Annotated in this window: 20 protein-coding genes; 7 read left to right on the top strand and 13 right to left on the bottom strand. The window is 41.4% G+C overall.

The window, feature by feature from the left end:
• Positions 1 to 95: 95 nt before the first annotated feature.
• The gene (locus R2Q85_RS10950; RefSeq protein ID WP_316811823.1) at positions 96 to 782 is read right to left on the bottom strand and encodes a FadR/GntR family transcriptional regulator; all 687 of its coding nucleotides are present in this window, start codon (positions 780 to 782) and stop codon (positions 96 to 98) included.
• Positions 783 to 951: 169 nt separating this feature from the next.
• Between R2Q85_RS10950 and R2Q85_RS10945 the strand changes: the two genes are divergently transcribed.
• Positions 952 to 3,129: a bifunctional alpha,alpha-trehalose-phosphate synthase (UDP-forming)/trehalose-phosphatase gene (locus R2Q85_RS10945; RefSeq protein WP_316811822.1), complete on the top strand. Its 2,178-nt coding sequence runs from the start codon at positions 952 to 954 to the stop codon at positions 3,127 to 3,129.
• On the opposite strand, the gene R2Q85_RS10940 is transcribed toward R2Q85_RS10945, so the two are convergent.
• The 5 genes from R2Q85_RS10940 to R2Q85_RS10920 all read right to left on the bottom strand — a co-directional run bounded on the left by R2Q85_RS10940 (position 3,126) and on the right by R2Q85_RS10920 (position 11,160).
• A complete protein-coding gene (locus R2Q85_RS10940; RefSeq protein ID WP_316811821.1) occupies positions 3,126 to 4,910 on the bottom strand; it encodes a glycoside hydrolase family 15 protein in 1,785 nt (594 codons plus the stop codon). The genes R2Q85_RS10945 and R2Q85_RS10940 overlap by 4 nt on opposite strands.
• A 99-nt stretch (positions 4,911 to 5,009) precedes the next feature.
• Positions 5,010 to 6,152 (bottom strand): serine hydrolase domain-containing protein, encoded by a 1,143-nt coding sequence (locus R2Q85_RS10935; RefSeq protein WP_316811820.1) that lies wholly within the window; start codon positions 6,150 to 6,152, stop codon positions 5,010 to 5,012.
• Between the two features lie 524 nt (positions 6,153 to 6,676).
• Positions 6,677 to 8,437, bottom strand: a complete 1,761-nt coding sequence (locus R2Q85_RS10930; protein ID WP_316811819.1) for an ABC transporter ATP-binding protein — start codon at positions 8,435 to 8,437, stop codon at positions 6,677 to 6,679.
• Entirely contained in the window at positions 8,421 to 10,160 is a 1,740-nt protein-coding gene (locus tag R2Q85_RS10925) for an ABC transporter ATP-binding protein (protein ID WP_316811818.1), read from the bottom strand. The genes R2Q85_RS10930 and R2Q85_RS10925 overlap by 17 nt, the downstream gene beginning before the upstream one ends.
• Positions 10,144 to 11,160 (bottom strand): Gfo/Idh/MocA family oxidoreductase, encoded by a 1,017-nt coding sequence (locus R2Q85_RS10920; protein WP_316811817.1) that lies wholly within the window; start codon positions 11,158 to 11,160, stop codon positions 10,144 to 10,146. Before R2Q85_RS10920 ends, R2Q85_RS10925 begins: the two co-directional genes overlap by 17 nt.
• A 235-nt stretch (positions 11,161 to 11,395) precedes the next feature.
• Here R2Q85_RS10920 and R2Q85_RS10915 point away from each other — a divergent pair, with 235 nt between their 5' ends.
• The 3 genes from R2Q85_RS10915 (at position 11,396) to R2Q85_RS10905 (ending at position 12,970) form a co-directional block, all read left to right on the top strand.
• Positions 11,396 to 11,977, top strand: coding sequence for a hypothetical protein (locus R2Q85_RS10915; RefSeq protein ID WP_316811816.1), 582 nt, complete (start codon positions 11,396 to 11,398; stop codon positions 11,975 to 11,977).
• A gap of 166 nt (positions 11,978 to 12,143) precedes the next feature.
• The gene (locus tag R2Q85_RS10910; RefSeq protein WP_316811815.1) at positions 12,144 to 12,455 is read left to right on the top strand and encodes a hypothetical protein; all 312 of its coding nucleotides are present in this window, start codon (positions 12,144 to 12,146) and stop codon (positions 12,453 to 12,455) included.
• A gap of 260 nt (positions 12,456 to 12,715) precedes the next feature.
• A complete protein-coding gene (locus R2Q85_RS10905) occupies positions 12,716 to 12,970 on the top strand; it encodes a hypothetical protein (protein WP_316811814.1) in 255 nt (84 codons plus the stop codon).
• 160 nt (positions 12,971 to 13,130) lie between these two features.
• On the opposite strand, the gene R2Q85_RS10900 is transcribed toward R2Q85_RS10905, so the two are convergent.
• The 6 genes from R2Q85_RS10900 to R2Q85_RS10875 form a co-directional block, all read right to left on the bottom strand.
• Positions 13,131 to 14,873, bottom strand: coding sequence for a RagB/SusD family nutrient uptake outer membrane protein (locus R2Q85_RS10900; protein ID WP_316811813.1), 1,743 nt, complete (start codon positions 14,871 to 14,873; stop codon positions 13,131 to 13,133).
• A 56-nt stretch (positions 14,874 to 14,929) separates the two neighbouring features.
• On the bottom strand, positions 14,930 to 18,505 hold the full coding sequence (locus tag R2Q85_RS10895; protein WP_316811812.1) for a TonB-dependent receptor: 3,576 nt from the start codon (positions 18,503 to 18,505) through the stop codon (positions 14,930 to 14,932).
• 117 nt (positions 18,506 to 18,622) lie between these two features.
• Entirely contained in the window at positions 18,623 to 19,804 is a 1,182-nt protein-coding gene (locus R2Q85_RS10890; protein ID WP_316811811.1) for a FecR family protein, read from the bottom strand.
• Between the two features lie 106 nt (positions 19,805 to 19,910).
• Positions 19,911 to 20,459, bottom strand: coding sequence for an RNA polymerase sigma-70 factor (locus R2Q85_RS10885; protein ID WP_316811810.1), 549 nt, complete (start codon positions 20,457 to 20,459; stop codon positions 19,911 to 19,913).
• 161 nt (positions 20,460 to 20,620) lie between these two features.
• The gene (locus tag R2Q85_RS10880; RefSeq protein WP_316811809.1) at positions 20,621 to 21,250 is read right to left on the bottom strand and encodes a gluconate 2-dehydrogenase subunit 3 family protein; all 630 of its coding nucleotides are present in this window, start codon (positions 21,248 to 21,250) and stop codon (positions 20,621 to 20,623) included.
• A 10-nt stretch (positions 21,251 to 21,260) separates the two neighbouring features.
• Positions 21,261 to 22,997, bottom strand: coding sequence for a GMC family oxidoreductase (locus tag R2Q85_RS10875; protein WP_316811808.1), 1,737 nt, complete (start codon positions 22,995 to 22,997; stop codon positions 21,261 to 21,263).
• A 200-nt stretch (positions 22,998 to 23,197) separates the two neighbouring features.
• On the opposite strand from R2Q85_RS10875, the gene R2Q85_RS10870 reads away from it, so the two are divergent.
• Positions 23,198 to 23,818: a phosphatase PAP2-related protein gene (locus R2Q85_RS10870; protein ID WP_316811807.1), complete on the top strand. Its 621-nt coding sequence runs from the start codon at positions 23,198 to 23,200 to the stop codon at positions 23,816 to 23,818.
• 67 nt (positions 23,819 to 23,885) lie between these two features.
• On the opposite strand, the gene R2Q85_RS10865 is transcribed toward R2Q85_RS10870, so the two are convergent.
• The gene (locus R2Q85_RS10865) at positions 23,886 to 24,455 is read right to left on the bottom strand and encodes a porin family protein (protein ID WP_316811806.1); all 570 of its coding nucleotides are present in this window, start codon (positions 24,453 to 24,455) and stop codon (positions 23,886 to 23,888) included.
• 455 nt (positions 24,456 to 24,910) lie between these two features.
• Here R2Q85_RS10865 and R2Q85_RS10860 point away from each other — a divergent pair, with 455 nt between their 5' ends.
• Positions 24,911 to 25,657: a LytTR family DNA-binding domain-containing protein gene (locus R2Q85_RS10860; RefSeq protein WP_316811805.1), complete on the top strand. Its 747-nt coding sequence runs from the start codon at positions 24,911 to 24,913 to the stop codon at positions 25,655 to 25,657.
• A 148-nt stretch (positions 25,658 to 25,805) separates the two neighbouring features.
• Positions 25,806 to 26,894 carry a sensor histidine kinase gene (locus R2Q85_RS10855; protein ID WP_316811804.1) on the top strand — a complete coding sequence of 363 codons (1,089 nt, stop codon included), beginning with the start codon at positions 25,806 to 25,808 and terminating at the stop codon, positions 26,892 to 26,894.
• Positions 26,895 to 26,908: the final 14 nt, after the last annotated feature.

Raw genomic sequence — 26,908 nt, 5'->3', positions numbered from 1 at the left:
TATATCATATCAGACGCATTAAAAAAGAAAATGCAATAAAAAAGCCTGTAGTTGATAGCTACAGGCTTTTTTAAATGCCACTAAAAGATTATAATTTATTTTAAACGATCAAAGTGAGGCTTTAAATGTGCTTCCATGCCTTTCTTAAAATCTTCCTTTGTGCCGGTCTTTAAGATTTGCACCAGGTCCAGGTGGTTTACTTTACCTCTTGTCGGTTTCTTTTCCAGCGTAACTACATAATCGAATATCGGGAGCAGCATGATCTGGAACCTTTTAAGCGTATCGTTACCCGACATTTCATACAACTTACCATGAAAAGCAATTTCATTTTTTATCCGGAATGAGTTGTCATGGTTGATTTCTTTTTTTGCAATATTCTCCAGTTCTGCAATGTCCTTATCCGTTTTTCTGATATAGATCAGGTCAGCCAGGCCCATTTCCAGTACCAGTCTCAGCTCAAAAATATCCTGAAGTGTTTCTGTATCAATGATCAGCGGGTCAAGCACACGTTCAAATGTACCCAGTATGTCCGGCCTCGCCAGAATCATCCCCCGTTTTTTCTTGGTTTCTATCATGCCCAGCATCCTTAACCGGCTTAATGCCTCGCGCAAAACATTTCTGCTTACATCTAAAGCTTCAGCCAGTTCCAGTTCTTTAGGTAAGGCATCACCCGGACGAAAAGATTTTTTTTTCAGGTATTCTCTTAGCCTGACCTCAACAATATCTGCCATCGTACTTGATGTAATCGGAGCCAGGTCTTTACTTAAGTTATTTATTGCCATAATTTAATCTTGCGTCAAAAATGAGATATTTTTTGTTAATATGTACTACAATATAAAAAAAATATTATAAGCGCTCCATCTCAGAAAGCCCCTTAATAATCAGCTGTTTTAACTGAATAACCAACAAAATCCAAACAATTTACGCATTTGATCGTTGTTTTAAGTAATAATGATAACAAATAGTAAAACAATAATTGTATCGAATCGCTTACCGGTTAAAATTACAGAAGAAAATGGTGAATACCTGCTCAGCCCTAGCGAAGGTGGATTAGCCACGGGTTTAGGATCTGTATATAAGCAAAACAACAACGTCTGGATTGGCTGGCCGGGTATAGAAATTCCGGAAAACCGGCAGGCTGAAGTCAGCGAAAAACTAGCTGGTTTAAATCTGATCCCGGTTTTTTTAACCAACGAAGAAATCAGTCTTTATTATGAAGGTTTTTCTAATGAAGTACTCTGGCCGGTATTTCATTACCTGGTCACCTACGCCAATTTTGAACAAAACTATTGGGATTCCTATAAAGTTGTAAATGAGAAATTTAAAACTGCAACTTTAAGTCATCTTGGCGTTGGGGATACCATTTGGATACATGATTACCAGTTGCTGCTCCTGCCCTGCCTCATCAGGTCAGCACAGGCAGCGGTGACCATCGGTTTTTTTCAGCACATCCCATTTCCCTCATTTGAAATCTTCAGGCTTATTCCCTGGAGGGAACAGCTGATTGCGGGAATGCTTGGCTCAGATTTGCTGGGCTTTCATACTTTTGATGATGCCAGGCACTTTTTAAGCGCAGCATCCAGGCTTTCTTCGAGTAACCTGTCTGACAACATATTATCCTATAAAAACCGACAGGTCGTAGTAGAGGCTTTCCCCATGGGGATAGATGCCAGAAAATTTGATGAGTTAACCAGAACGGAAAAAGTAGCCAAATACACTGCATCATTTAAAGCCAGCCTGAAAAATGTGAAGACCATCCTTACCATAGACAGACTGGATTACAGCAAGGGTATACTGCAGCGCTTACAGGCTTTTGAATTGCTCTTGCAACTGCATCCCGAGTATATTGGCCAGCTGGCACTTTACATGATCGTCGTGCCATCCAGAGATACTGTGCCTAAATATAAGGAACTGAAAGATCAGATAGACCAGCTGGTCGGTAACATCAATGCCCGTTTCAGAACCATCAACTGGGTACCGGTCCATTATTTTTACCGGTCATTTTCTATCGAATTTCTATCCGCCATTTACAGTACTGCCGATATTTGTCTGGTTACGCCCATGCGGGACGGCATGAACCTGGTCAGCAAAGAGTATGTGGCTTCCAGAAGCAGCGAAGATGGTGTGTTGATTTTGAGTGAAATGGCTGGTGCCTCAAAAGAGCTGAATGATGCCCTCATTGTGAACCCAAACAATATAGGGGACGTTATGGAGGCCATTGTAAAAGCCATTGGCATGTCTCCTGAAGAACAGCGTACGCGAATGAAAAGTATGCGTGCCATTGTGCAGAAATTTAACATCCACTTATGGGTTAAAAATTTTATGGATAAACTCAATGAAGTAAAAATCATGCAGGAATCTTTACATACCAGACATGCAGTTGCAGCCATAAGGGCACAAATAGCAACAGCCTATAGAAAGGCAAAAGACAGGTATATCTTTTTGGATTACGACGGTACCCTGGTGGGTTTTAAAGGTGACATTGACCAGGCCGCTCCGGATGAGGAATTGTATGCCATCTTAAAGAGATTAACCCTCGATCCGGCCAATAAAGTAATTCTGATCAGCGGACGCCGTTACCAGACCCTGCAGCAATGGTTCGGGCATTTAAACCTGGATATGATTGCTGAACATGGTGCATGGCAGAAATATAAGGACTCCGACTGGAAAGCCCTGCCACTACTTACAGACAAATGGAAACAGGAGATCAGCGGTATTTTAGAGACCTATACGGATCGTACGCCCGGCTCTTTTATTGAAGAAAAAAGCTATTCCCTGGTATGGCATTACCGCAAGGCTGAAGAAGGTCTTGGTGAGTTAAGGGCCAATGAGATCATCAATCATCTCCGGATGCTGATCGCCGATAAAGGACTGCAGATGATGCCTGGCAATAAAGTGATTGAATTTAAAAATATTGAAGTAAATAAGGGTAAAGCTGCACAAAACTGGCTGTATGAAAACAATCCGGATTTTATCCTTGCACTTGGCGATGATCACACAGATGAGGATATATTTAAGGCCTTATCCCCGGAGGCTTACACCATAAAAGTAGGCAGCAACATCTCAGCTGCCCGGTATTACCTTAAAGATTATAAGGAAGTAAGAGAACTTTTAAAAGACCTGTGTTAAAGAAACACAGGTCTGTCCAGTTTTATCGCAATTCTATGTGCGGCATTCATCAGGCCTACATGACTGTAAGCCTGCGGAAAATTACCCCACTGGCCGCCGTCGTTCTCGTCTACATCTTCACTAAACAACAACAGGTGATTGGCATATTTAATGATAGATTCAAATTCCCTGATCGCATCATCCAGTCTTCCAACACAAGCCAGAGCTTCCACGTACCAGAAAGCACAGATCAGAAAGGTTGTTTTAGGTTTGCCAAAATCATCCTTATGCAAGTACCTGTAGAACAATCCATTTTCAGCCTTCAATTCCTGTTCCAAGGCTATTAAATGATCTTTTGCCCTTTGAGAGGAAGGATCTAAGTAGTTCATCAGGATCAGCTGTAACGTACTCGCATCCAGGTGTTCGCTGCCAACAGCATGGTTGTATACTTTACGCACCGGATCGTAACAATCCTCTATGTGTCTGGCGGCTTTGTCAATCAACAGCTGCGCCCGGTCTTCATACAATTTATTGCCTATCGTTTTGGCCATTTTTAAGGCTGCACTGGCACCTGCCCACTGAAACAAGTTGGTATAACAATGGGTATTGGCAATATTTCTGAACTCCCATATTCCTGCATCTTTCTCGTCAATGGTTCGTTCTATCTTCTTCAGCAGGTAATCCAGCCATTTTTCAGAGTCTTTTCTTTCCGAATAGATAAAACGGTGGTCTGTATATAAAGGCAGCATAGATACCAATACCTGTCCATAAATATCGTTCTGGATGTGTTCATAGGCCTGATTACCTATACGGATCGGCTTGTTGCCCAGGTAACCCTTCAAATGTCCCAGCTTGCGCTCAGTAAGTACCCTTTCCCCCGCAATGCCAAACAAGGGCTGATACCTTTCATCGTCCCTGAAAGAGATGTCAGTGATGTAATTGAAATACCGTTCCATTTCTTCAAAATGGCCAATATGATTTAAAGAAGTAATGACATAATAGGTATCCCGCATCCAGCAATACCTGTAATCCCAGTTTCTGCCGCTTCCATCTGATTCCGGTAAACTGGTGGTACTGGCCGCCACAATTGCCCCCGTATCTTCATACTGGTGGATCTTTAAAGTCAGGGCCGAGCGGATCACATAGGATTGATAAAAGCCTGCAATCGTTGAGTGTTTGATCCAGGTGCGCCAGTATTTCACGGTTTCCCTTAAAAAGCGCTCCGCAGTGCTGATGATCGGCGCGTCCAGCTCGTGACCATAAGTTAAGATCAGGTATTTGGGTTCGTTTAATGCAAAGTATTTCTCATCCTCAATATAACTTAATGAAATATTGGTGCTCAGCTGCATGTCTTCCTCATCTCCGGTAAACCCGATGTGGTTACTGCCCCTGCTGCTCCTTTGTTTTTTGCGTCCGTATTCATACACAGGTTTGCAGGTCACCCTTATCCTCGGATTACCTTCCAGGGGTTCTATCTTCCTGATCAGCATCAGGGGTTTATAATACCGCTCAAACTGATAAAAGCGTGGGGCAAAGTCTATGACCCGGTATTTTCCTTCTGGATTGCTGATTTCCGTACAAATGACATTGGTGTTTTCCAGGTAATACTGCCTTGACAGGTACTCACCAACTGGCAATATGGAAAATTCTCCTCCTTTTTCCTTGTCCAGTAATCCGCCAAATACAAAGCTGCTGTCAAACCTTGGCCAGCAAAGCCAGTCTACATTCGTATTTTTGTTAATGTGTGCAAGATAAGCGCAGTTTCCAACAATTCCGGTCTGGTAGGTGTGTCTCTCCCTCATAAATTATAGCTATTGTTATCTAATAACAACAGGAATAATAGTAATTTGTTGCGTAATAATTTGAATTTACCTTTCCAAATATTAAATGATGATGAGCAATTATTTAATGAAATGCTGGTATAAACTATTTACAGCAGCCCTTGTCAGATCCGGAAAACCACGGGTATAAGTAGGATTACAGCCATTTGTAATGATTACAATGCCAAATTTTTCATCGGGCTGGAAAAACATGGCACTATAAAGCCCATATGCAGACCCTGTATGGCCTTTCATTATTTTTCCAGCGATCATATCTTCGGTGGTCAGTATGGCTAAGCCATAACCTTCCTCATCAGATACCTTGGTCTGCATTAGCTTAGCCCTCTTCTTTGACATGATCCTGCCACCTTTGTATTTCCCAAAATACATGTGCATGCGCATGTATTTTGCCAGGTCCACTGCAGAAATTTTCATTCCGCCCGTAGGGGAAAATACAGGTGTACTATAACCCATTACATAATTTCTGATCTCTTCGCTCCTTGGAACATAAGCCGATGCTGCCGTATTGAATTTCTTTGACACCGCATCATATTCATACAATGTGGCAAAACGACTGGCATCCAGCGAGTCTACACAGTATCCACCATATAAGCCCAGCTTGTCTAAAATATGATGTTTAACGTATTGGTCAAAACGCTCCCCCGAAATCTTTTCTATCACCGCACCCACCATGTTGTAATTCAGGTTACAATACCGGTATCCTTTTCCAGGCTCATAATCATTGTAACACTTAGCCGAGTTCACATTTTTTTCCGGATTGATTACATCGAGGTTAAAATAACCTTCACTGTCGTTGATACTGGACGTATGAGACATCACCATTTTAAGCGTGATCACGGTATTCGGGAATTTCGGATTTCTTACCTTAAACCCAACAAGGTCACTAAAGTCATCACTTAAAGCAATTTTCCCTGTATCCACCAGCTGCATAATCGCAGTTGCAGAAAAAGATTTGGAGATTGATGCGATCCTGAAGATGTCATCGCCGCTGAGCAATGTATTCTTTCCTATGTCTTTTAGTCCAAAAGCATTACTGTAAATCAGCTCCCCTTTTTTAACCACGGCTACCGATAGTCCTACTACTTCAAATTTTTTCATGATACTTTTCAGGTCAGTTTCAGCGTCGGTTACTTTTACCTGGGCAATGCCTGAGAAAGTGATGCATGCAGTTAAAATGATTGTAAAAAAAATGTTTGTTTTCATCAATATAATTTTTTTAATCTGGCTCCTGATGGTTTCATCAGGGTACGGTACAATTAAAACAAAAGCCCCCTGCTTAAACAGTGGGCTTTTGCCTGGTTATGGTATGCTGTGCCTGCCCTACGCGGATCACCCACTCACAGGACTTTTTTATCAGGATGTCTTGCAACTAATACCTATAACAATTTAAGAAATCCCTGGTTTTAATTCCTATTAATTTTATTAACAAATCCACACTCTTACTGTCCTGTCACTATATCTCTTTCATTTTCAGTTGTTAAGCAATTTGTTTATTTTTGAGCAGCAGGAATTTTGTCTTTACGAACCCTTCTTTTTGCTCAGATACCAGGTATATTTTGACGTTTTATCGATTTGTAAACCTATATTTGTAGTGTATAACCAAAAAAATTCAATGATATGGCATCTTTAATCAGCTTAGTCAGTTTATCGGTAATCATCATGGTAACCGCATTTTACCTTACCTTCAGAAAAAAGAAAGAAAGCAGCGGACACTAATACCTCCGCTGTTAGCTGCTCCTTTTTCCTTTCAGCAGCATATCCATGGCATGGTCCAATGTACCGGCTTTGATCACTTCACCTGAATTTACAAAATAGAGCTCATCTGCATTCTCAATGGTATTTAAGCGATGGGCAATGATGACCAGGGTAGTTTCTTTTGGGAGTTTCTTTAAGATCTCAGTCAGCAGCTGCTCAGTAACCGTATCAATATTTGCAGTGGCCTCATCCAGGATCAGCAATTCCGGATTTCGTAAAACAGCCCTCATAAATGCAATCAGTTGTTTCTGGCCAAGGCTGATGCTATCGGAATTGGCAACAATTTCTGTTTCCAGTCCCTTATCGAATAAAGCCAGTAAACCTTCCAGGTGAGCTGATCTAATTGCGTCCTCCAGTTGCGCATTACTATAATCTGCATACGCGTTGTTGCTGTATAAGATGTTGTCTTTCACCGTACCGGTAAACAGGAATGGTTCCTGCAAAATAAAGCCAATCTTGCTGCTGCGTTCAGCTGCACTATAGGCGCGGATGTCCCTTCCATTTAACAGCACAGTTCCCTTGGTCGTGTCATACAAACGCGCCATCAGCGATGCAGTAGTGGTTTTCCCACCACCCGTTGGTCCGATAAATGCATAGGTTTTACCCTTTTGCAGTTCAAAGCTGATATTGTGCAATATTTCCTGACCACCTGCATAAGAAAAATGAACATTTTTAAAAGTCAAAAGCGCATCCGAATGCAGTGCTGTCGTATCGGTTACTACCTGAAGATCACTTTCCAGCGATAAGATCTGGGAAATCCTGTCCCAGCCAGCCATAGCTACCTGGAACGTACTCCATAATGCCGCAAGCTGCCGCAAGGGATTGTAAAAATTAACTGCATAAGACAAATAGCTGATCAGCAAGCCGATCGTAAATTCACCTATAGCAATCAGGTGGATGCCATATACCAGTACCACCAACTGTGCTATACTGGAGAACAATCCGAAGACCGGCACAAAAATGGTGTTGGCGATGCCTGCACCAATGGCAGTCTGGTAATTCTGCTGGTTGTTCTCTTCAAAGCGCTTCCTGAAATAATCCCTGCGGTTAAAGGCAATGATCACTTTAAAATTATTCAGGCTTTCCTGTATACCCGCACTCAGATTGCCTACACTTTTCAGGTTCAGCGCATTTTTACTTTTTACCCAGGCCGATACCATAGTGGTAAATATCAATATTAATAACGCCGGGGCCAATGTAGCAGCACCCAATTTAAAATTGATGAGCAACAGAAAAATACCAGAGCCCAGCATGGTAAAAATGCTGCTTAAGAATTGCATTAAAGATTGCGAAAAGAACTGGTTCAGTTTATCTGTATCGTTATTTACCCTTGATATCAGGTCTCCGGCTTTGTTCTGACTGAAAAAAGATACCGGCAGTTCCTGCAGTTTGCTAAATATGGCGTTTCTAAGTGTATATAACATTCTTTGCCCAACTCCCCCCATCAGTTTGGTTTGCAGGTAGCCCGTGGCCAGGGTTAACAGGAACATCGCAAATAAGATTGCCGAATACCGAAGTACCCCATCAAATTGTTTGGTACTTATATACGTATCTATGGTGTGCCCGATAATCAGTGGCGTTAACAATAGCAGTGTGGAGTTGATCACTATCGCAATAAAGGCCAGTAATACGTTTCTTCTCTCATCCGAAATCAGCTGAAACAACTTCTTTAGTACCGCAAATGTTGATTTCTTTTCTTCCTTACCACTTATCCGGTTAAGATTGTAGTTCATAATTGCTGGTGCTTTGCTGTGAGTTATAAATCTGAATGTATTCCGAACTATCTTTCAGGAGTGTTTTGTGGCTGCCACGGGCAATGATCTCCCCCTGCATCAGCAGGATCACCTGATCGTAATTTTCCAGGGCCGAAATTTTCTGGGTAACAGAGAGCAGCGTCAATCCCGGATAATTACGTTGTACATTTGCTAAAATACGCTGTTCTGTCTGCACATCTACCCTTGCCGTAAAATCATCCAGTAACAATACTTTAGGATTTAAGGCAAGGGCCCTTGCCAGCATGATCCTTTGTTTTTGTCCGCCTGAAAGATTGCTCCCCCTTTCCGAAATGATAGTATTTAATTTTTCCGGCAGTGTATCAATAAAATCTTTGAGTTCAGCCGTTTCAATTGCTTTTTCCAGATCTGTATCCTTCACTTTGTCATTAAATGCAATGTTCTCCCGAATACTCATGTTAAAAATAATACTGTCCTGAAATACAAAACCAACCTGGTTGTGAAAAGACTCGGCCTGGTATTGCTCCACCGGAACTCCATCAAATAAAATTTTCCCGCTATCCGGTTTAATCAGGCCCGTCAATAAATAAAGCAATTGTGTTTTTCCTGCCGCCGTAGGGCCAATTATTGCAGTTTTCGATCCGGCAGACAATTTAAAAGAAATATCCTTTAACACCGGCTTCTGTCCATAAAGTACATGAATGTCCTTCATTTCTACCTCGCCATTCAGTGCATCCCTGAGCTTACCGGTATCTGCGGCATTAACCTGGTTCAGTACATGGGCAATACGGCCATAGGATGCAGTAGCTTGAGCAATTACATTGCTCATAAATCCGATCACGATAATTGGAAAAATAAGAAGGGCCAGGTAACTGTTAAAAGCAGCAAAATCACCAAGGGTCATGCTGTCGCTGATCACGTAGTGTCCCCCCAGTAATAAAATGATCAGACCGGCTAAATTGGCAACAAATATGATTACAGGGATCAGGCCCGCAAAAAGATTTAATATGGACAGGCCAAGGTCTCTTGCCTTGGTATTTGCGGATAGAAACTTCACATATTCCAGCTGTTGCGAATTGATCACACGGATTAAAGCAGCACCCAATATACTTTCATTGATGACTTTGTTGAGCCAGTCTATCACCTCCCTGCTTTGTTTAAAAAGTACACTCACTTTTTTGATCACCAAAAAAAAGGTTATCCCGATAACAGGAATGATAGCAATAATGGCCAATGCCAGTTTCCAGTTGATACTCAACAGTAAAATACTTGCCCCTATAATGATAAATATCGATGAAGTGATCGAAACAATGGCCTGCGAGATAAACAGCTTAATGGAGTCGACGTCAGCAGTCAGGTTGGTCAGTAGTTTGGAAGGATTGGCCTGCTCCACATACATATTGCTCTGTCTGGAGATCTGATCGGCAAGCTTTGTCCTGAGATCTCTGGCTACCTTTTCCGAAGCATAAGTCTGGATAATGCTCTGCAGAAATGTAAAAATGAAAACAAACAGAATAGCTGCAGAAAACCTGATCAGTATGGCATTAAAATCAAAAGTACCGTTGGTATAGGCATCTATTCCATTAGCTACAATTTTTGGCAGCAGCAGATTTACACCATTGCTGATCAGCGCAAAAAAAAGTAATAACACGATCAGCCCCTTACAAGGCTTTAGCAGACTGAAAATACCAGGTTTTTTTGATCCGTCAGGAGATTTTTTCATGACTGGTAAAGCTATCAATTAATTGCATTGATAACAAGGCTTCATCTGCAGAACAGGGATTTTCAGTTCTCCCTAAAAAATACTTTACCACTTGTTCTATCATCGGTTGTTGCACATGGGGTAAGGGATCAAATATAAAATCCTCTTCTTCGCCATGCTTACTTAAGGTAACTTTATGACCAAAGATCGGGAAACTTATTTTTCCTTTATTGCCAATGATTTCACAGACATCTACCTTTTCTGCGGCGGTAAAACACCAGGTGCCGTTAAACAAAACTCCATTTTTAAATAAGATCTGTCCGCTCACAATATCATCGGCAATATATAAGCCTGCCTGATTTAAAGATATACCGGAAGATTTCAGTACATCACCGAAAAAATAAACCATCAGGTCCAGCTGGTGCGGGGCCAGGTCATGGAACAAACCCCCACCTGATACTGCGGGGTCGAGCCGCCAGTTGGTAGCTGAATCTGCAATCAGGTCAGATTGGTGCGGCTGGAACATCTTGAGCTGAACCAGGCTTACTTCTCCGATCACTTTTTCATCTATTAAAGATTTAACCTTTAAAAACATCGGCTGTTCACGTCTGTAATGTGCAACACTCAGTTTAACACCATATTTTTCAGCCGCTGCTTTCATCCTTAAAGCAGCATCCGCATTCAATGTCATTGGCTTTTCGACATAAACGGGTTTTCCGGCAGCCAAAGCCATTAAGGTATATTCTTCATGCTGCAAGGGTGGAGTAGCTATATAAATGGCATTTATTTCCGGATCATTGATCAGCGCTGTTGCATCGTCATACCATTTTGGTACCCCGTGCCTGTCCGCATAGTCCTTTGCTTTGGATCCATCCCGTCGCATAACTGCAACTAAAGATGAGTGGAGTACTTTGTTAAATGCGGGTCCGCTTTTAATTTCGGTAACGTCACCACAACCAATAATCCCCCATTTAATTTCGTCAGTTGCATTTATTCCCAACATATTCCATACTTTTTCCATGAAGTAGTTAGGTTTATCGTTCGTTTGATCAGTTATTGACATCTCCATTCTAACTACCGCTTTTCCATAAAATGAGTGTAATCATCTATTTAAGGTGTTGATAAACAAGGCAAATTACATTCGTAAATGTCTCGAAATAAATTCTTATAAACAAAAAACGAAGGGATTTTGTTAAATTAAATATCAGAAACTGATAATTTTTGATCATTTATCTAAAAACTTAAATCCAAATCCTATGAAAAAGCTATTTTTTACTATTATTTTCGGAACTGCTGTTGCATTTGGAGCAAATGCACAGATACAAAAAGGAAATGTCATGATAGGGGCAAATCTGTCAAACATCAGTTTTGGTTTAGATAAGCCCAATGAATTTACCTTTAACTTGAGTCCAAAAGCTGCCTGGTTTGTGCAGGATGGACTTGCGCTGGGAGGAGAAGTAAATTTAGGCCTTGCTACACAGAAGGGATCAGGTACTGATTTTAATTACGGCCTGAGTGCTTTGGGCAGATATTATGGGGAAACCGGTGCCAATGAAGTAGTTAAAAGCTCCAGATTTTTCGGCGAAGCTACCGTTGGTATACAAGGTTACAATCCTTCCGGTGGTGGTAGTACCAATGGACTGGGTTTTAGTTTCGGTCCTGGCTTTACCTATTTTGTAACCCCGTCTATTGGTTTGGAAGCGCTTTTGAAATACAATGGTGTAGTTGGATTTGGTTCAAGTGCTTATGCGCATAACCTGGGTATAGGTGTTGGTTTCCAGATTTATTTACCTGGAAAAAGCACGGCCAGAAAAGTAGAAAGGGATATGAACCCATAGCGGTCATCTTCAGCAAAGTGTAGAGAAAATCCACAAAAATTAAATCCATGCTTTATATTTAATATGCTGTTTATTAATACTTTATGTTTATATCTGTACTTGTGGCACTATTTTGAAAACTATACAAGACATAATTAACAAGAATTATTAATTGAAAAATATTTTTATGAAAAAGATCATTTTATCAGCAGCCTTTTTTGCATTAGCAGGATTAACAACAGTAAAAGCAACAGAAGTGAAAAACCAGGTGCAAGTTGTTTCCTTTCAGGACAGCACCACCAAAACTCCTGTTGAATTGAAAGATCTACCTGAGGCAGTTCAAAAAACATTACAATCAGAGCCGGTTAAAGCATGGACAGCAACCGAAGCCTTTCTTGTAACTAATGCAGATAAGACTACCTACTATCTGATCAACGTTAAAAAAGAAGCAGAAACTGGTTCTATCAAAGTGGATAAAGACGGTAAGATTGTTCAATAACCTGCAAGTACTTACATCCCTATGAATATCATCAGTACAAAAAGCCGGATTACTCCGGCTTTTTGTATAAAAAACAAGATTAATTTGCATTATTCAAATTAATACGTACATTTGTCCTGAGAGCGTTAATTTAACGGGGGTAAGTCTTAGGGCCTATCCCCGTTTCTTTTTAATACCACCCTCCCGCTCTACCTATTCTGTATTTTTAAAAACAAAGTACTTCTCCTGCTGTTCTTTTTATATACTTAAATCAGAAGCTCATGGAAACTCAAAAAGAAAACTCGGTTCCAAGGGAAATCGGCTCTAATCTTACCGGAACAGCTGTTGCAGGAAAACCAGGACACCAAAGGGATATTCCTCCTGAATCTTATAAAAGTGACTCGGCAACAGCTGAAACCAACAATCCCCCAGAAAAAAAACACGTAGAAAACACAGATGCCCTGTTAGGCGACGTACATCCTACCCGGAGAAATGAAAAATCTCAGGAACAGCACAATGCAGAAAGGCAAAATTGAACCAGAAATAGAGATGTAGATTCTCGTTTGAGTTAATGGTTTGTTCTGTGGACTTGCTGTAACTTAAATATGGCCTTTCCTGCTCTTCAAATAAAAGGAGGCCCAATCCTGTTACTAGAATCAGACCTCCTTTTATTTGCATGATGAATGAATGTATATATTATTTAGTTTCCCATATAGGATTCTGAATCAGTTTTGGATTTAAAACAATCTGATCATACGGTATAGGTTGTAAATACATATAATCTTCAAATACCCGTTTTAAATTGTTCTGAACAATAATGACACCAAAGGTATCATTAGTCAGGTAATGCTGTGTACCGTTCACGACAAAGTATACCACACCTTTTACAGGATTCGCTGGAGCTGTTTTTACAAATGAGACATCACTTACCCCATCTTCGTTTAAATCGTACAAGGTATTCAATGCTGGTACATACAAACCATCATAAGGTTTTAACAGTAAGGAACCGAGTTTCCAGCGCATCAGGTCATCATATCTGAAACCTTCCATGGCAAGTTCTATACCGCGTTCCCTGCGTATTTCGAGAAGGTTTGCATCTGATAGGTTTGGAAAATAATTGGTTTTCAGGTAATTGTCGGCTATAAGCGGCATCGCTATATTGGTAATGCCTGCCCTTTCCCTCAATACTTTAATGGTAGCATTCCAGTCGGTAATGTTGAAAGTACCGAGTTCGGCTTTGGCCTCGGCAAAATTGAGCAATACTTCTGCATAACGCATAATGGGTAGTGAATTGCTGTTTTCGGCTTTGCCATCGGTAGTTTTGGCATCCAAGGTGAATTTATAAGGCATATAACCGGTGTAGGTATAGGTGAAATCAGGAGGTGCTGCAGCGCCTTCCCTTTTGTAATCGCCCATCCGGATGGTTTGCTGTAACCTTAGATCCCTGCCTTTTACCTCGTTCCAGAATGGAATGGTGTTGTAGCCAGCCTGGTCAGTAAAGCGGCTGCCATCGGCCTTTAGAAAGGTATTGATAAATGATTTGGTAAAACTTAATCTCCTGCCATAAGTAGCGCTTGTCCAATACCAGTTGGCATCGTTCAGTACCCTTAACGTCAGGCTGTTCACTGCGGCCAGCATTACTTCATTAGTTTTGGGCTGCTCGTTGATGAACAGATTGCGGTAGCTCATGTTCAGGCTGGCCTCTTTGTTGATCTGGTATTGGTTGCCAACCATTACTTTTGAAGCGGCGTCGGCACTTTGTTCCAGCCAGAAACTGGCGTCGGGTAAATTGTACTCTATATGGTATTTCCTGAAAGTGCCTTCGTAAAGGCACACCCTAGATTTAAAGGCTAGTGCAATCCATTTGTTCACCTGAGATGAGGAAGCATCTTTGCTTGGCCTGATATTGGCCGCGGCAAAATCAAGATCAGCCAGAATCTTTTTCATTACAAAATCTCTTGGGTCTCTTGGTTTATAAATCTCAGGATCAGAAACATCCATTGTTTTATCGTACCAGGGTACATCGCCAAATTGTTTCACTTTATCAAAATAGAACCAGGCCCTGAAAAAGCGGGCCAGGCCTTCGAAATGGTTTTTAGCTTCATCAGGAATGCTGGCCTGACCAAAATGCTCCAGGAAGTAATTGATATTCCTTAAGGAACTGAAGGTCCAGGTGGAAGCTGGTGCCTGTACAGCATTGTAACTTCCGGCAATATAGGCTGGAACGGTTGAGCCTGCCAGGAAATCACTGGTTCCGTCAGACCGGACAATGTCGTTACCTGTAGGCAGGGCATTGTAAAACGAATTGGCATATAACTGGAGGTCTTTTTCTGTTTTGAAAGCATTTGCGGGGGCAAGCTTATCTGGTGGATAAAGCTCGAACGACTTTTTACAGCCTGCCAGCAGAACTATTGCGGCAATAAAAATAATTCTTTTCATGATCGTCTGATAATTGAATAAATTGAAATCGAGTTTTAAATAATTCATACGCCTGCCTATAAAGTAACATTAAGACCAATAGTATAGGTTTTTAACATGGGATAGGCCATACCTTGCCCCGCATTCTTGTTCAACTCCGGATCGGCCTGTTCTATGTTTTCTGGATCCATGTTTTTGGTATGCTTGAACATAGGCGACCAAACCCAAAGGTTTTGTCCAGTTAAATAAATGCGCAATGCAGATAAACGGACCCTTTTGATCAGGCTGGAAGGCAGATTATAACCGATAGAAAGGTTTTTAAGCCTGATGTAAGCAGCATTTTGCAGATATTGGGTTTGCGCATAGGTTAACTCACCACCTGCATTTAAAGCGGTATATCCACGCAATCTTGGATAATAGGCATTTGGATTTTCGGGTGACCACATGTTTTCGACCACATCTTTAGGATGCCAGCTGTAAGGCCTGTTGTATGGGCCCCAGAACAAAGAGTTGTCTGCTGTAGGCATATAATCACGTTTGCCTACGCCCTGAAAAAATACGCCAAAGGAGAAATTGTTCCAGTCGAAATTGGCATTGAAACCATATTGGTAACGGATGCTGTTGTTCCCGATCACTCTTTGATCTCCGGGATCGTTTAATGTTTTGGTACCCTGATTGATGATGTTATCGCCATTCAGGTCTTTAAACTTGATGTCACCAGGTAATGGTTTATTGGCTGCAGAAACTTTAATTAAGCTCTGGTTGGCATGGGTGTTGATGTCGTTCTGATCGATGAAATAGCCATCGTTAACGAAGCCCCAGATCTCTCCTACTTTCATTCCCGGATAATAAGTGGTTATGAGGTTAAGCGGATTGTTGAAACGTTCGATCGTCGACTCGCTATCGGACAATGTAAACCGGAAATCGTAGCCAATCGGTTTGCCGGTGTTGATCTTATCTCTCCAGCCAATGGAAAGCTCCCAGCCTGTGGTTTTCAAATCGGCATAATTTCCTTTAGGAACACCCGCGCCAAAAGTGGCGGGTAAAGGAAGGCCTACAGTAAACATATCTGTGGTCCTTCTGATGTACCAGTCGAAATTGGTAGTCAGGCGGTTTCTGAACAGAGAAATGTCTGCACCGATATTGGTTGTTGTGGCTTTCTCCCAGGTTAAGCCGTCAGGTATCACATTGGGTAACTGGGTGTAGTTCGGTCTGATACCGCCCAGCACCAGTGCCGATCGGGTAACGCCCATGGTTTGCAGGAACTGATATGGGTCTATATTCCCATTACCCAGACTGCCGTAGGAAGCGCGCAGTTTAAATTCGTTAATGGTATTTTTTAGCGGCTTCCAGAAGGATTCTTCAGATACTCTCCAGCCACCGGAGAAGGATGGGAAAAAGCCATATTGCTGACCTGTGGGGAATTTGGATGAGCCATCGTACCTGCCATTTACTTCAAACAGGTACTTGCCTGCGTAATTGTAATTGAAACGGAAGAAACCACCAAGGGTGATCCATTTGTTACCCCCTCCTGTCAGGATGAAATTCTGACCATCTACAAGAGAAAAATCAGGAAATTCAGGATTGATCAGGTTATCCCTTTCTACGAACTGATCATCTTGTTTAGACTGTTCGTAATTGTAACCCAGTAAGGCGGTAATGTTGTGTTTGCCAAAACTGTTGCTGTATTCGCCATAGGCGTTAAGTGCCAGGTAGGTGGTTTCCTGGTTAAGGTTGTTCATTTTATTGATCCCGCGCTCCAGGAACTGGTTAGGTGCCGTGCTGTAGGGAACGGGGCTGTAAATGAACTGGCGGTTAAATGAAGTTTTATCGAAGGTGAAATCTCCATTGATCTTTAGTTTGTTATCCAGGAAATTGGTAAAAACACGGGAAGTGTTCCTGGTTTGCCTGTTGGCTTCATTCATGACGTTGTTGCCGGAGATAAAGCTACCGAATACGATAGAGGCATTGTCTGTGAGCGTACCATCTGGGTTTCTGAGCATGGCCACCGGAAAGGCTTCATCGGAGATGCGGCGCCAGACAGGTGTATTACTGGCATGGTTCAGAATCGGAAAAAAATAATCCCGCTGGTTAAAAGTGATGTCATTTTCAATTTTTAACCAGCTGGTTGCCTGTATGCTTCCTTTGGCCCTTAGGTTGTATTGGTTAAATTTATCGGGATTGTAACGGAAAATTCCGCCCTGGTTGTTGTACCTTCCTGAAATGTAGAAAGCTGTTTTATCACTGCTTCCCGAAACACTGATTTGTTGCTCCATGGAGGGCGTATTGTCGGCATACAATTCATTGAGCCAATCGGTACTGCCATAATACACGTATTTTCCGGTGGCCGGATCAATTTCAGCTGAGGGGCCAATTCCGGCTTCATACCGTCTTTTGAGCTCTTTAAGGTATTCCTGTGACCACGGGAACACGCTGTTAGCTTTTTGAGGATCTGCGCTGTAATCGTTCCAGGAACTGAAGGCATCATTAAATACCTGCGCCCACGGATAGCCTTCGGTAACCAGATCTGGTCTGATGGTTTGATCGTTAAGTGAATAACCTGAGGTATAATTGATGGTGGCTTTTTCTTTTGCAGGTGCTTTGGTGGTGATCAGTACCACACCAAAACTACCCCTGGCTCCGTAAATGGCTGCCGATGCTGCGTCTTTAAGTACGGTAACACTTTCAATATCGTTGGGATTGATGAGGTCAGGATTGCCGGGTACGCCATCTATCAGCACGAGTGCAGAGCCTCCGGCGCCTATTGACGTGGTTCCACGGACATTATATGCAGAGCTCCGTGTAGGTTTACCGTCGGTCATCTTGATGTTTAAATTGGGGATCACACCCTGTAAACCCTTAGTGGTGCTGGTTAGCGGACGGTTTTGGAATACTTCCTGTCCAACCTGGTCTACGGCTCCCGTAAGGTTGATCCTTTTCTGGGTGCCGTAACCCACAACCACTACTTCAGACAGTTCTTTTTGCTCTTCGAGCAATTTGATATTGATGGTGGTTTTGCCTGCAACAGGTATTTCCTGGGTTTTGAAACCAACGTAGGTAAAGATCAATAATCCTTTATCAGGTACCTTGATCTGGTATATTCCATCAGCATTAGTGGTGGTTGCAGTATTGGTTTCCTTGTGTTTGATCCCAATGCCCGGTAAAGGAATGCCCTTCAGATCGACCACTTTCCCGGCAACTGTTTTTAAGGTATCAGCTGTGATGCGGCCGGATAGCTGTCTTACCTGTATGACAATGGTTTTATCTTTAATGGCATAGGTTAAATTTACGGGTGCCAGGATTTGTGTAAGGGCTTCTTCAAGCGGCATGTTTTTAACGGTTACGCTTATTCTGGCTTCTTCATCGAACTTTTCTGGTGGCCATACGATATTCATGCCGGTTTGCTTCCTGATTTCTTTAAATATCTGGTTTAAAGAAGTGCCCTGTTTAGATAAGGTGATCCTTTGCGCGTGCCCTATGGCACTTACATGCATAAAGCAAACAGTTATGATGATAATGGTAAGCTTAACTCGCATAATTATTCTTCTTTTACTGGCCTCGCTGATCTGGCAAAAAGCCGGATTCATGAAGGGCAACGATTGTCCCAATGCATAGACAAGCTGCCTAAGACGAGATAGGTTATAAAAAATCATATATTTGATGTTGGTTTTGATTAAATGATTGTGTTTCTGCAATTTGTTAGGATAAGACCAAATTAATCCGGGGGTGTTAGCCGCACTTCCGGGTTTTTAGTATCCTCATGGTAAGATTTATAACATGGCTGTAATCCTCCTTCCTTCTACTTTAAAGTGGACCAGACCAGTGAGTTCTAATATGGACAGTACCTGGGAGGCATTTTCAAACCGGGAAATATTTCCGCTGAATACCTGTTCTTTTACTGTTTTGTCCTGGTAGTTCACCTCTACATCATACCAGCGGGAAACTTGCCTCATGATACTTTCCAATGTACTTTTATCGAATGTGAAATAACCGTTTTTCCAGGCTACTGCTGATTCGGTATCTACACTGTTTACTTCAAATTTGTTAGCATGAAAACTAGATTGTTCGCCTGGTTTAAGCATGACATGGGCCCGGTTCGATCTGTCTGATACTTTTACTGCACCTTCGATCAGGGTGGTTTTGATATCGGGTTCGTCTTCATAGCCATTGATGTTGAAATGTGTGCCCAGTACTTCGAGTTCCTGGTTGTTGCTGATAACTTTAAATGGTGCTTTCTTATTTTTTGTAACTTCAAAATATGCTTCTCCCTTAAGTTCGATCGACCTTTCTGTCTTACTAAAGGAAATGGGATACTTCAGGGATGAATTTGCATTGAGCCATACCTTGGTACCATCGGAAAGGATGAGCTGGTATTGCCCTCCACGTGGCGTTTCTATGGTGTTAAAGCTTAGTTTTGAGCTGACTGAACTGTTTTGAATGCGGTAAATAAGTTGCCCGGAAGCCGTTTTTGTGATTTGAACACCGGCCTGACCGGATACTTTTCCGTTAAGTACTTCATCCAGTGTAACTTTGGTTCCATTGGATAGTGTAAGTATGGCTTTGTTACCACCTGGTGTCAGTTCATTGTCTATAGTTGTATGTTGTGCTATTGTATTCAGATTGCTTTTTTGCTGGTAGTAAAAAAATGTTCCGGCAAAAAGCAGTAAGAGCAAAGAAGCGGCTGCCGTCAATATGGTAAAGCGCTTTTTGGATGATAGTTTTGATTCTTTTGGCCTTTTCTTCATCATGGATTCGTACAGTTGATCCCATTGTGCATCTGTATGGTGTTGGCCGGGGCTGGTATTTTGCCAGAGTTCCCTGAGATCCTGCTGCAACAATTCATTGTTGTCCTGATCTTCCAATAGCTGGAACAGCTCATGGAGTTCTTTTGCTGAACAGGTGTTGTGGATGTAGCGGTCTAATAAAAAGGATATTCTTTCCTGCTTATGCATACATTGGTTTTATTTGGTTATGCTTTATACAGGTAAGACGAAAAAAAAAGACGACAGGCCTAATGGCCGTCTATTTATTTTTTAATAAACAGTAAAATGAGGATGATCAGCTCAAAATTCGTGTTAAATGATGACGAATAAAATGGAGTGAATCGAGCATGTGGTTTTTTACGGTGCTTTTTGAGAGCTGCAGGTGACTTGCGATCTGATCATAGGTCATGTGCTGCTCCCTGCTGAGGCGGAAGACAGATTTTCTTTGAGGGGAAAGACGGGCTACGACCTTGTCAATGTCTGATTTCAGTTCATTTAACAGGAGCCTGTCGTCTGGCTGATCGCTGGCTGGTGTATTGATCTGATCCGAGAGCAATTCGACCAGTACACGGTCTTTTGCGGCCATGCGCAGGAAATCGAGCGCTTTATTTTTGGCGATATGAAAAAGAAATGCCTGAAAATTCTTTATTTCTGTAAGTACCGCTGCGCTTTCCCATATTTTCAGGAATACATCCATCACGATTTCTTCCGCTGTTTCTCTCGATTTTGTAATCTTAAAAATATAGGCAAATAATTGGTCACGATGCATCCTGAACAGACATTTGAATGCTTCTTCATCGCCCTTGCTTATGGCCAGTAACAGATCTTCATCAATTAATTTCATGGTTTAATTGATTATTTGGTTAGGTACCATAAATCTAGCATTTATCTTTCATAATGTTTAATTTATCCAAAAATAAACATTAAAAAATATTATATTTTCTTTTAATGTATTAAATAAGTATTAAATTTTTATTAAAAAGAAAAGCGGAAATGATGGTATGGTTAGGAGATCCCTCCTATCTCTGTTTCATACTGTTTTAAAACATCAGCAGGAACGCCTTGCCACTTATTGGGTACATTGCCTGCATAGCCCAGGTCTTTTACGCCCATTTCACTGGTGAAGAAACCGGAAGCAGTAAGGCTGCGCATGAGGTTAAAAAAGGCAACGCCTTGTTCCATTCCTGGTTTTGCTTTTTTTGGATAGGCAATTAAATCTACCATCTGGAGCTGCTGTTCGGCTGAGGTATCTTTAAATGGCTTTTGAAAACGTTTCAGGCATTGCATGTCCAGCCATCTTAATCCACCACGCATGGGGATTTGGTGTGATGGAATGTCTTTGACCATAAATTCAATAAACTCAGGTACCTTGGCATCGGATGCACTTCCTGAGTGTTCATCTTTCGGAATGATAATGTTCGCCAGCACCGTAATGGTACCCATCTCATGTGCACTGAAGAATTTTTCGGCCTGTAGTTTTTTGTCTCTTTCCAGTTCAAACTCCTGTCTGCCCGGTTCTGCCGCGGCAGTTTCGGCTGTTGTTGTTCGATCTGTCCCCGGTTTGCAGGCATCCAGCAGTACGGCTGTACTTAAGGTGGTTAAACCAAGTATTTTTAAGGATTCACGTCTGTTCATGTTTTTCTGTTTAGATGTTTTGCTTTTTCTTCTGATCTAAAATGTATTCTGCTGTGCGCATGGACAACGCAAGTATGGTCCAGGTGGCATTTTTGTCGCCCTGTTGTACAAATGGTGCAGCATCTACGACAAAGAGGTTTTTGCATTCATGTGCCTGGCACCATTTATTCAGCGCTGATTTTTCTGGGTCATCACCCATTCTTACGGTGCCTACTTCATGGATGATTTTACCGGGGGCTTCCAGTCCGTAATTGGTATCGGGTCCTGGAATATCTGAGGTAATGATTGCCCCCATGGCATGCATCATGGCCTGGAAGGTTTCCTGCATGTGCCTGGCCTGTTTAATTTCTTCATCTGCCCATTTATAGTGGAAACTCAATACGGGAATGCCGTATTTATCCACTACTTTTGGGTCTATTTCACAATAATTGCTTGCTTTTGCGATGGCTGTACCCCGGCCTGCCATACCTACACCTGTACCGAAGAATCGCCGGTAGTCATCTTTTAAACCTGCACCATAACCGCCGGCTTCTTTCATTTTGCCATTTTTACCAGGGACCATTCCATTCCAATCGGGTACACCGCTCCCGAAACCATAGCCCGGCATCCTCATGCCACCGCCATATTCTATATGATAGCCTCTCGGGAAATCCAGTTTCTTATTGTCGAGCCACCATGGGGAATAAATGTGCACGCTGCCTACCCCATCTTCATTGTAACGTTTACGATCCATTAACTGTGGTAAAAAACCACTTAAGCTGGCACCTGTAGAGTCGTGCAGGTACTTTCCGATCACACCGCTGCTGTTGGCGAGGCCATTGGGATGTGCAGCTGATTTTGAGTTCAGCAACAGGCGGGCAGATTCGCATGCACTGGCACCCAATATGACAATTTTCGCGTTCACCTGGTGTTCCTGAAGATCTTTCGTATCTACATAGGAAACCCCGATGGCCAAACCACTTTGATCGGTGAGTACTTCTCTGACCATTGCGTTGGTAATTACTGTTAAATTTCCTGTTTTTACTGCTGGTATAACCAGGCAGGAAGATGCCGAGAAGTCTCCATAGACTTTACAGCTCCGGCCACACTGCCCGCAATAAAAGCAGGGTGCCCGGTCTTTGTTTCCTGGCAGTGCTGCTGTTAATACGGAGCCCCGGCCCGGGATAACCTTTACGCCTGTTTTTTGCCCGGCTTTTTTGATAAACAGCTCGTTGAGCCTCGGCTTTGGAGGGGGTAGAAAGATTCCGTCCGGTTCACTTTCTATACCTTCCACTGTACCATAGATGCCGATCATACGGTCAACTTTGTCATAGAAGGGTTTTACTTCTTCATAGGTGATCGGCCAGTCGTCTGTTAAACCATCTTTACACTTAAAATCATCTGGCCCCATTCTTAAAGAGATGCGGCCCCAATGGTTGGTTCTTCCGCCCAGCATTCTGGAACGGAACCAGGAAAACTCAGTTTTGTCCTTCTGGGTATAAGGTTCTCCATCGAGCTCCCAGCCCCCATAAGCGGCATCAAAGTCTCCAAAAGGACGTATGGTTCCTGCTCCGCGACGCGGCGATTCCCAGGGCCATTTGAGTTGCTGGGCATCAGTACGGGGATCGAAATAAGCCCCCGCTTCAAGCATCAATACCTTTTGCCCGGCATTTGCCAGTACGTATCCGGCCATGCCCCCACCCGCGCCCGATCCAACAACAATAACATCATAAGTAACGGGTGATTTTTTTATTTGAAATTCATTCATGCTGATCTGAAGTATTTGGTTGCTGTAATTTATAGCTTTTTATCACAGCATTTAAACAAATTGGCGAAAATAAATTTGCGGGACTATAGGAGCTGAATATAGCCGGATGGTCTATCCGGCTAAAATTAAATTACCGGAAAATTTTAATTTAAATTGCTTTATTTGTATAATTTTACCAGACAAAACAACTAACCGATTTAATGCAATTTAAACAGTTTACCTGGCAGATCGCCTGGGATTACCAAGCCTTCAGAATTAAATTTATTCTGGGGATGCTCATTCTTATTGCCATTTTGATTTTTATCCCCCATTTTTTTTTACGTATAGAAGCACGGGAAGGAAAAACGCTGAATGACTGGGTGCTGGCGCAATTGCCTGCAATTGACGTTTCTGTATACATTTTTATCATATTGTATGCAATGATTGGGTTGTTTTTATACAGGATGTCTAAAAATACACTGATGTGCCTTACTGCATTATGGGCTTTTATATTTCTATGTGCAGCCAGGATCTTAACGATCACATTGGTCCCGCTCAATCCACCTGCGGATATCATTGACCTGGCGGACCCCTGTTCTATTTTCTTTTACCGTTCCAATGTGATCACTAAAGACTTGTTTTTCTCCGGGCACACCGCTACGATGTTCCTGGGCGCACTGTGCCTGGAGAAAAAAAATGATAAAATCATAGCTTTTATAGCGACAGTAGTAATTGCAGGTTTGTTGCTGATCCAGCATGTTCATTATACTGCTGATATTCTTGCAGCACCGGTTTTTACCTGGCTTTGCTGGTATTTAGGAAAGTCTATGGCTAAAATATAAGACAGGCGGTAAATCATTTATCGCCTGTCTTATTTGGGAGCAGCATGGCCGCGGTTCTTCTGGTGTTTTAAAATACCTTGAAGCCGACTGAAAGATTAAATAACCCTGTTTTTTGTTCCAGATCTTTGTTGACCTTGGTTAATCCCCTGCTGTAGCGTGCATCGATGGTGATGTTACCCAGGTCAACCCCTGCATTGATTACCCCGCCTGCGTTGAATTTTTCATACTCAAACTGGGCCGGTCCAGCTGCTTTGTTAAGTGTGTAACTCAGGTCTGGTCCCGCGGAGATCCTGAAATTTAAGGCTGAAGTATTGATCAGTTTATATCCTACCATAAGCGGAAGGTTTAATTGGTTAAACTTTGGCTTATAAGTGTTTGCAACGTAGTTGTAGGTACTTTTAAAAGTGACATAGTTGAACTCGGGTTGGAAATATAGTGTTTTACCCAATCTTGCAAAGGCACCGAGGTTATAACCCATTTTTTCTTTCTTGTCAGTTACAGTATTTAAACTCGTTGGTAGTGTGGCATAGTTGAGACCTGCTTTTAAACCAAAAATTAGTTCAGGTTCCTGTGCTTTAGCAGTGCCTATAGAAACCAGGACTACTGCAGTCATTAAATAAAACTTGTTCGTTTTCATAATTTTTTGTTTGAATAATTAATCATCATTTTTTGATGATTTGAATTATGACAACGATTTTGGTCTCTACCCCTATGTGAGAAAAAAAAATAGATAGCGTAATTATTTACTGGCGCTACGAAAGATGAAGACGGAAATTAATGGACTGCTTTTAATGGATTATTTAGCACCTAAAGGGAGGATGAGCTCCCTTTAGAACTAAATATATAGAGAACGCAGAAATCTGTTTGATCAACTTTAAAAAACCCTGATACAACTTGTGCACCAGGACTTTTGTTCATCATAGGTTGATGATTAATTAAAAGTATAAAAGAAAGATTTCACCTGCAATTATATTACACCAACACCAGGTTTACCGTGGTGAATTGTATGTTTTTCGTGGTGAACGAAAATGAATATAGTGGATAAAATTATCGGGATAAAAAAGTATATTACACAATTAAAAAGTAATTTCCATGGACAGCAAACTAAACTGCGTTATAATTGATGATGAGAAACATGCTGTGGATTTGCTGGCGGATTATATTGAGACCATGCCAAACCTGCAATTGTTAAAGTATTTTACTGATCCGCTTAAGGCTTTAATGGACATTACGCTGGAAGATAACATTGACATTCTTTTTATGGATGTGGATATGCCTGGAATGACAGGACTCGATTTATCGCTGGCCATCAGGTATAAAACGAAGTATCTTGTTTTTACTACTGCGCATTCCAAATATGCTATTGATGCTTTTGGGGTACAGGCAAATGAATATCTTTTAAAACCAATCTCTATGAGCAAATTTGCGCTGATGATCAATCGGCTGCTTAAATCAGAAACGGACCTTAGGAGAGAAATGAGGGAGGAGGATTTCTTTTTTATTAAGACAGATCAGGTTCAGAAGTATGTTAAGATTAACATGAGAGATCTGGTAGCAATTGAGGGCTTGAACAATTACGTTAAAATCCATACAGTTAACGGGATGCACATTGCCTATTTAACTATAAAAGAGCTGGAAGCCAAATTAGAGGGAAACAGTTCATTTATACGTGTTCAGCGCTCTTTTATCATCTCTATGGATTTCATAAATAAAGTTGAAGGTGCAAGCATTACTTTAAATAATAAATTGGAGGTCCCACTTGGAACCACTTATAAAAAACAATTTTTAACTTTTCTGGAAAGGAAAACACTTAGATCCAACCGGGGGATATCTGATTAAACATCGAGCTGACGGATGATCCGCATTTTATTGTTTGATATAGATTTACCTTTACCTTATTCTTTTTTATAATTTGCTATTTTTGATGGAATTATAGCTAACTATAAGGTATTAAAAATTAGTATACCGATATATATAAATACATGAAATGAAGACGGTTTTGGCAGGCTATTTTAATTTTTTAAACAAGTACCGCATTCATTTTATTGCCTGGTTCTTCTTTATATTTTACGAAGTAATTATAAGTGGAATACTTAGGGGGTATTTTGCAACAGTTGGCAACTATGTTTTATTTTATGCTTTTAATATTTGCCTTTTCTATTTTCATGCTTATGTGATCATGCCTGCCGCGAAATCAAATACCAAACATGGAATTTGGTTGTTGCCGCTGTTAATTGTACTTGAAGTTATCGTCTTTGTACCTTTTTCCATAGTTGCTGCGGGCCTTTTCCATAAATATATTGGTTTGATACTGGTATCGCCTGCTACTTTGAACAAAACTTCGATTGTAACTTCTGTCTGGAGAACCATTTACTTTATTCTTTTTTCGTCTGGCTACTATTACCTGGTGAATTACCTGAGGGAACGTAAGATTACGCAAGAGGCAGAGAAAGAAAAATTATTGATGATCATTGAAAATCAAAATGTACAGGCAGAACTGATCAAATCGCAATATGCACGTTTAAAAGCACAGATCAATCCACATTTTCTGTTCAATACCCTCAGCTTTATTTATGCAAGTGCCCGTAAAACTGCGCCGGAAGCTGCCGAGGCAATTATTACCTTATCAGATATGATGCGGTATTCCATTCAGGATGATGAGGAACAGATTTTTACCGATCTCATACTGGAAATTGAACAGGTAGAGAATCTGATTAAACTTCACCAGATCAAATCAGAGCGCGAACCCAATATAATTTTAGAATATGATCCGGATTTGTCGGAGACTCAGATCATACCTTTAATTTTGATTACGCTTGTAGAGAACGTATTTAAGCATGGAGATCTATTTCAGGAAACGCAGCCTGCTTTAGTTAGCATCAATATGGCACAAAACATTTTAATTATAGAAACCAGGAATTTAATTAATGTAAATGGTTCTGTGCTTAGTCATAATATTGGTTTAGACAACATTAAAAAAAGGCTAACTATGGTTTATGGAGATAAAGCTTTCCTGCAAACCAGTAAGGATAGGGATAACTATTTCAACGTATTATTGACTATTGATTTGAACTAAGCCGGAAAGCGGCT

Origin of the sequence: Pedobacter heparinus (genome assembly GCF_032678725.1) — a bacterium.
In the GTDB taxonomy this organism is placed as follows: domain Bacteria; phylum Bacteroidota; class Bacteroidia; order Sphingobacteriales; family Sphingobacteriaceae; genus Pedobacter; species Pedobacter heparinus_A.
This window is presented reverse-complemented; position numbering and strand designations above follow the sequence as displayed.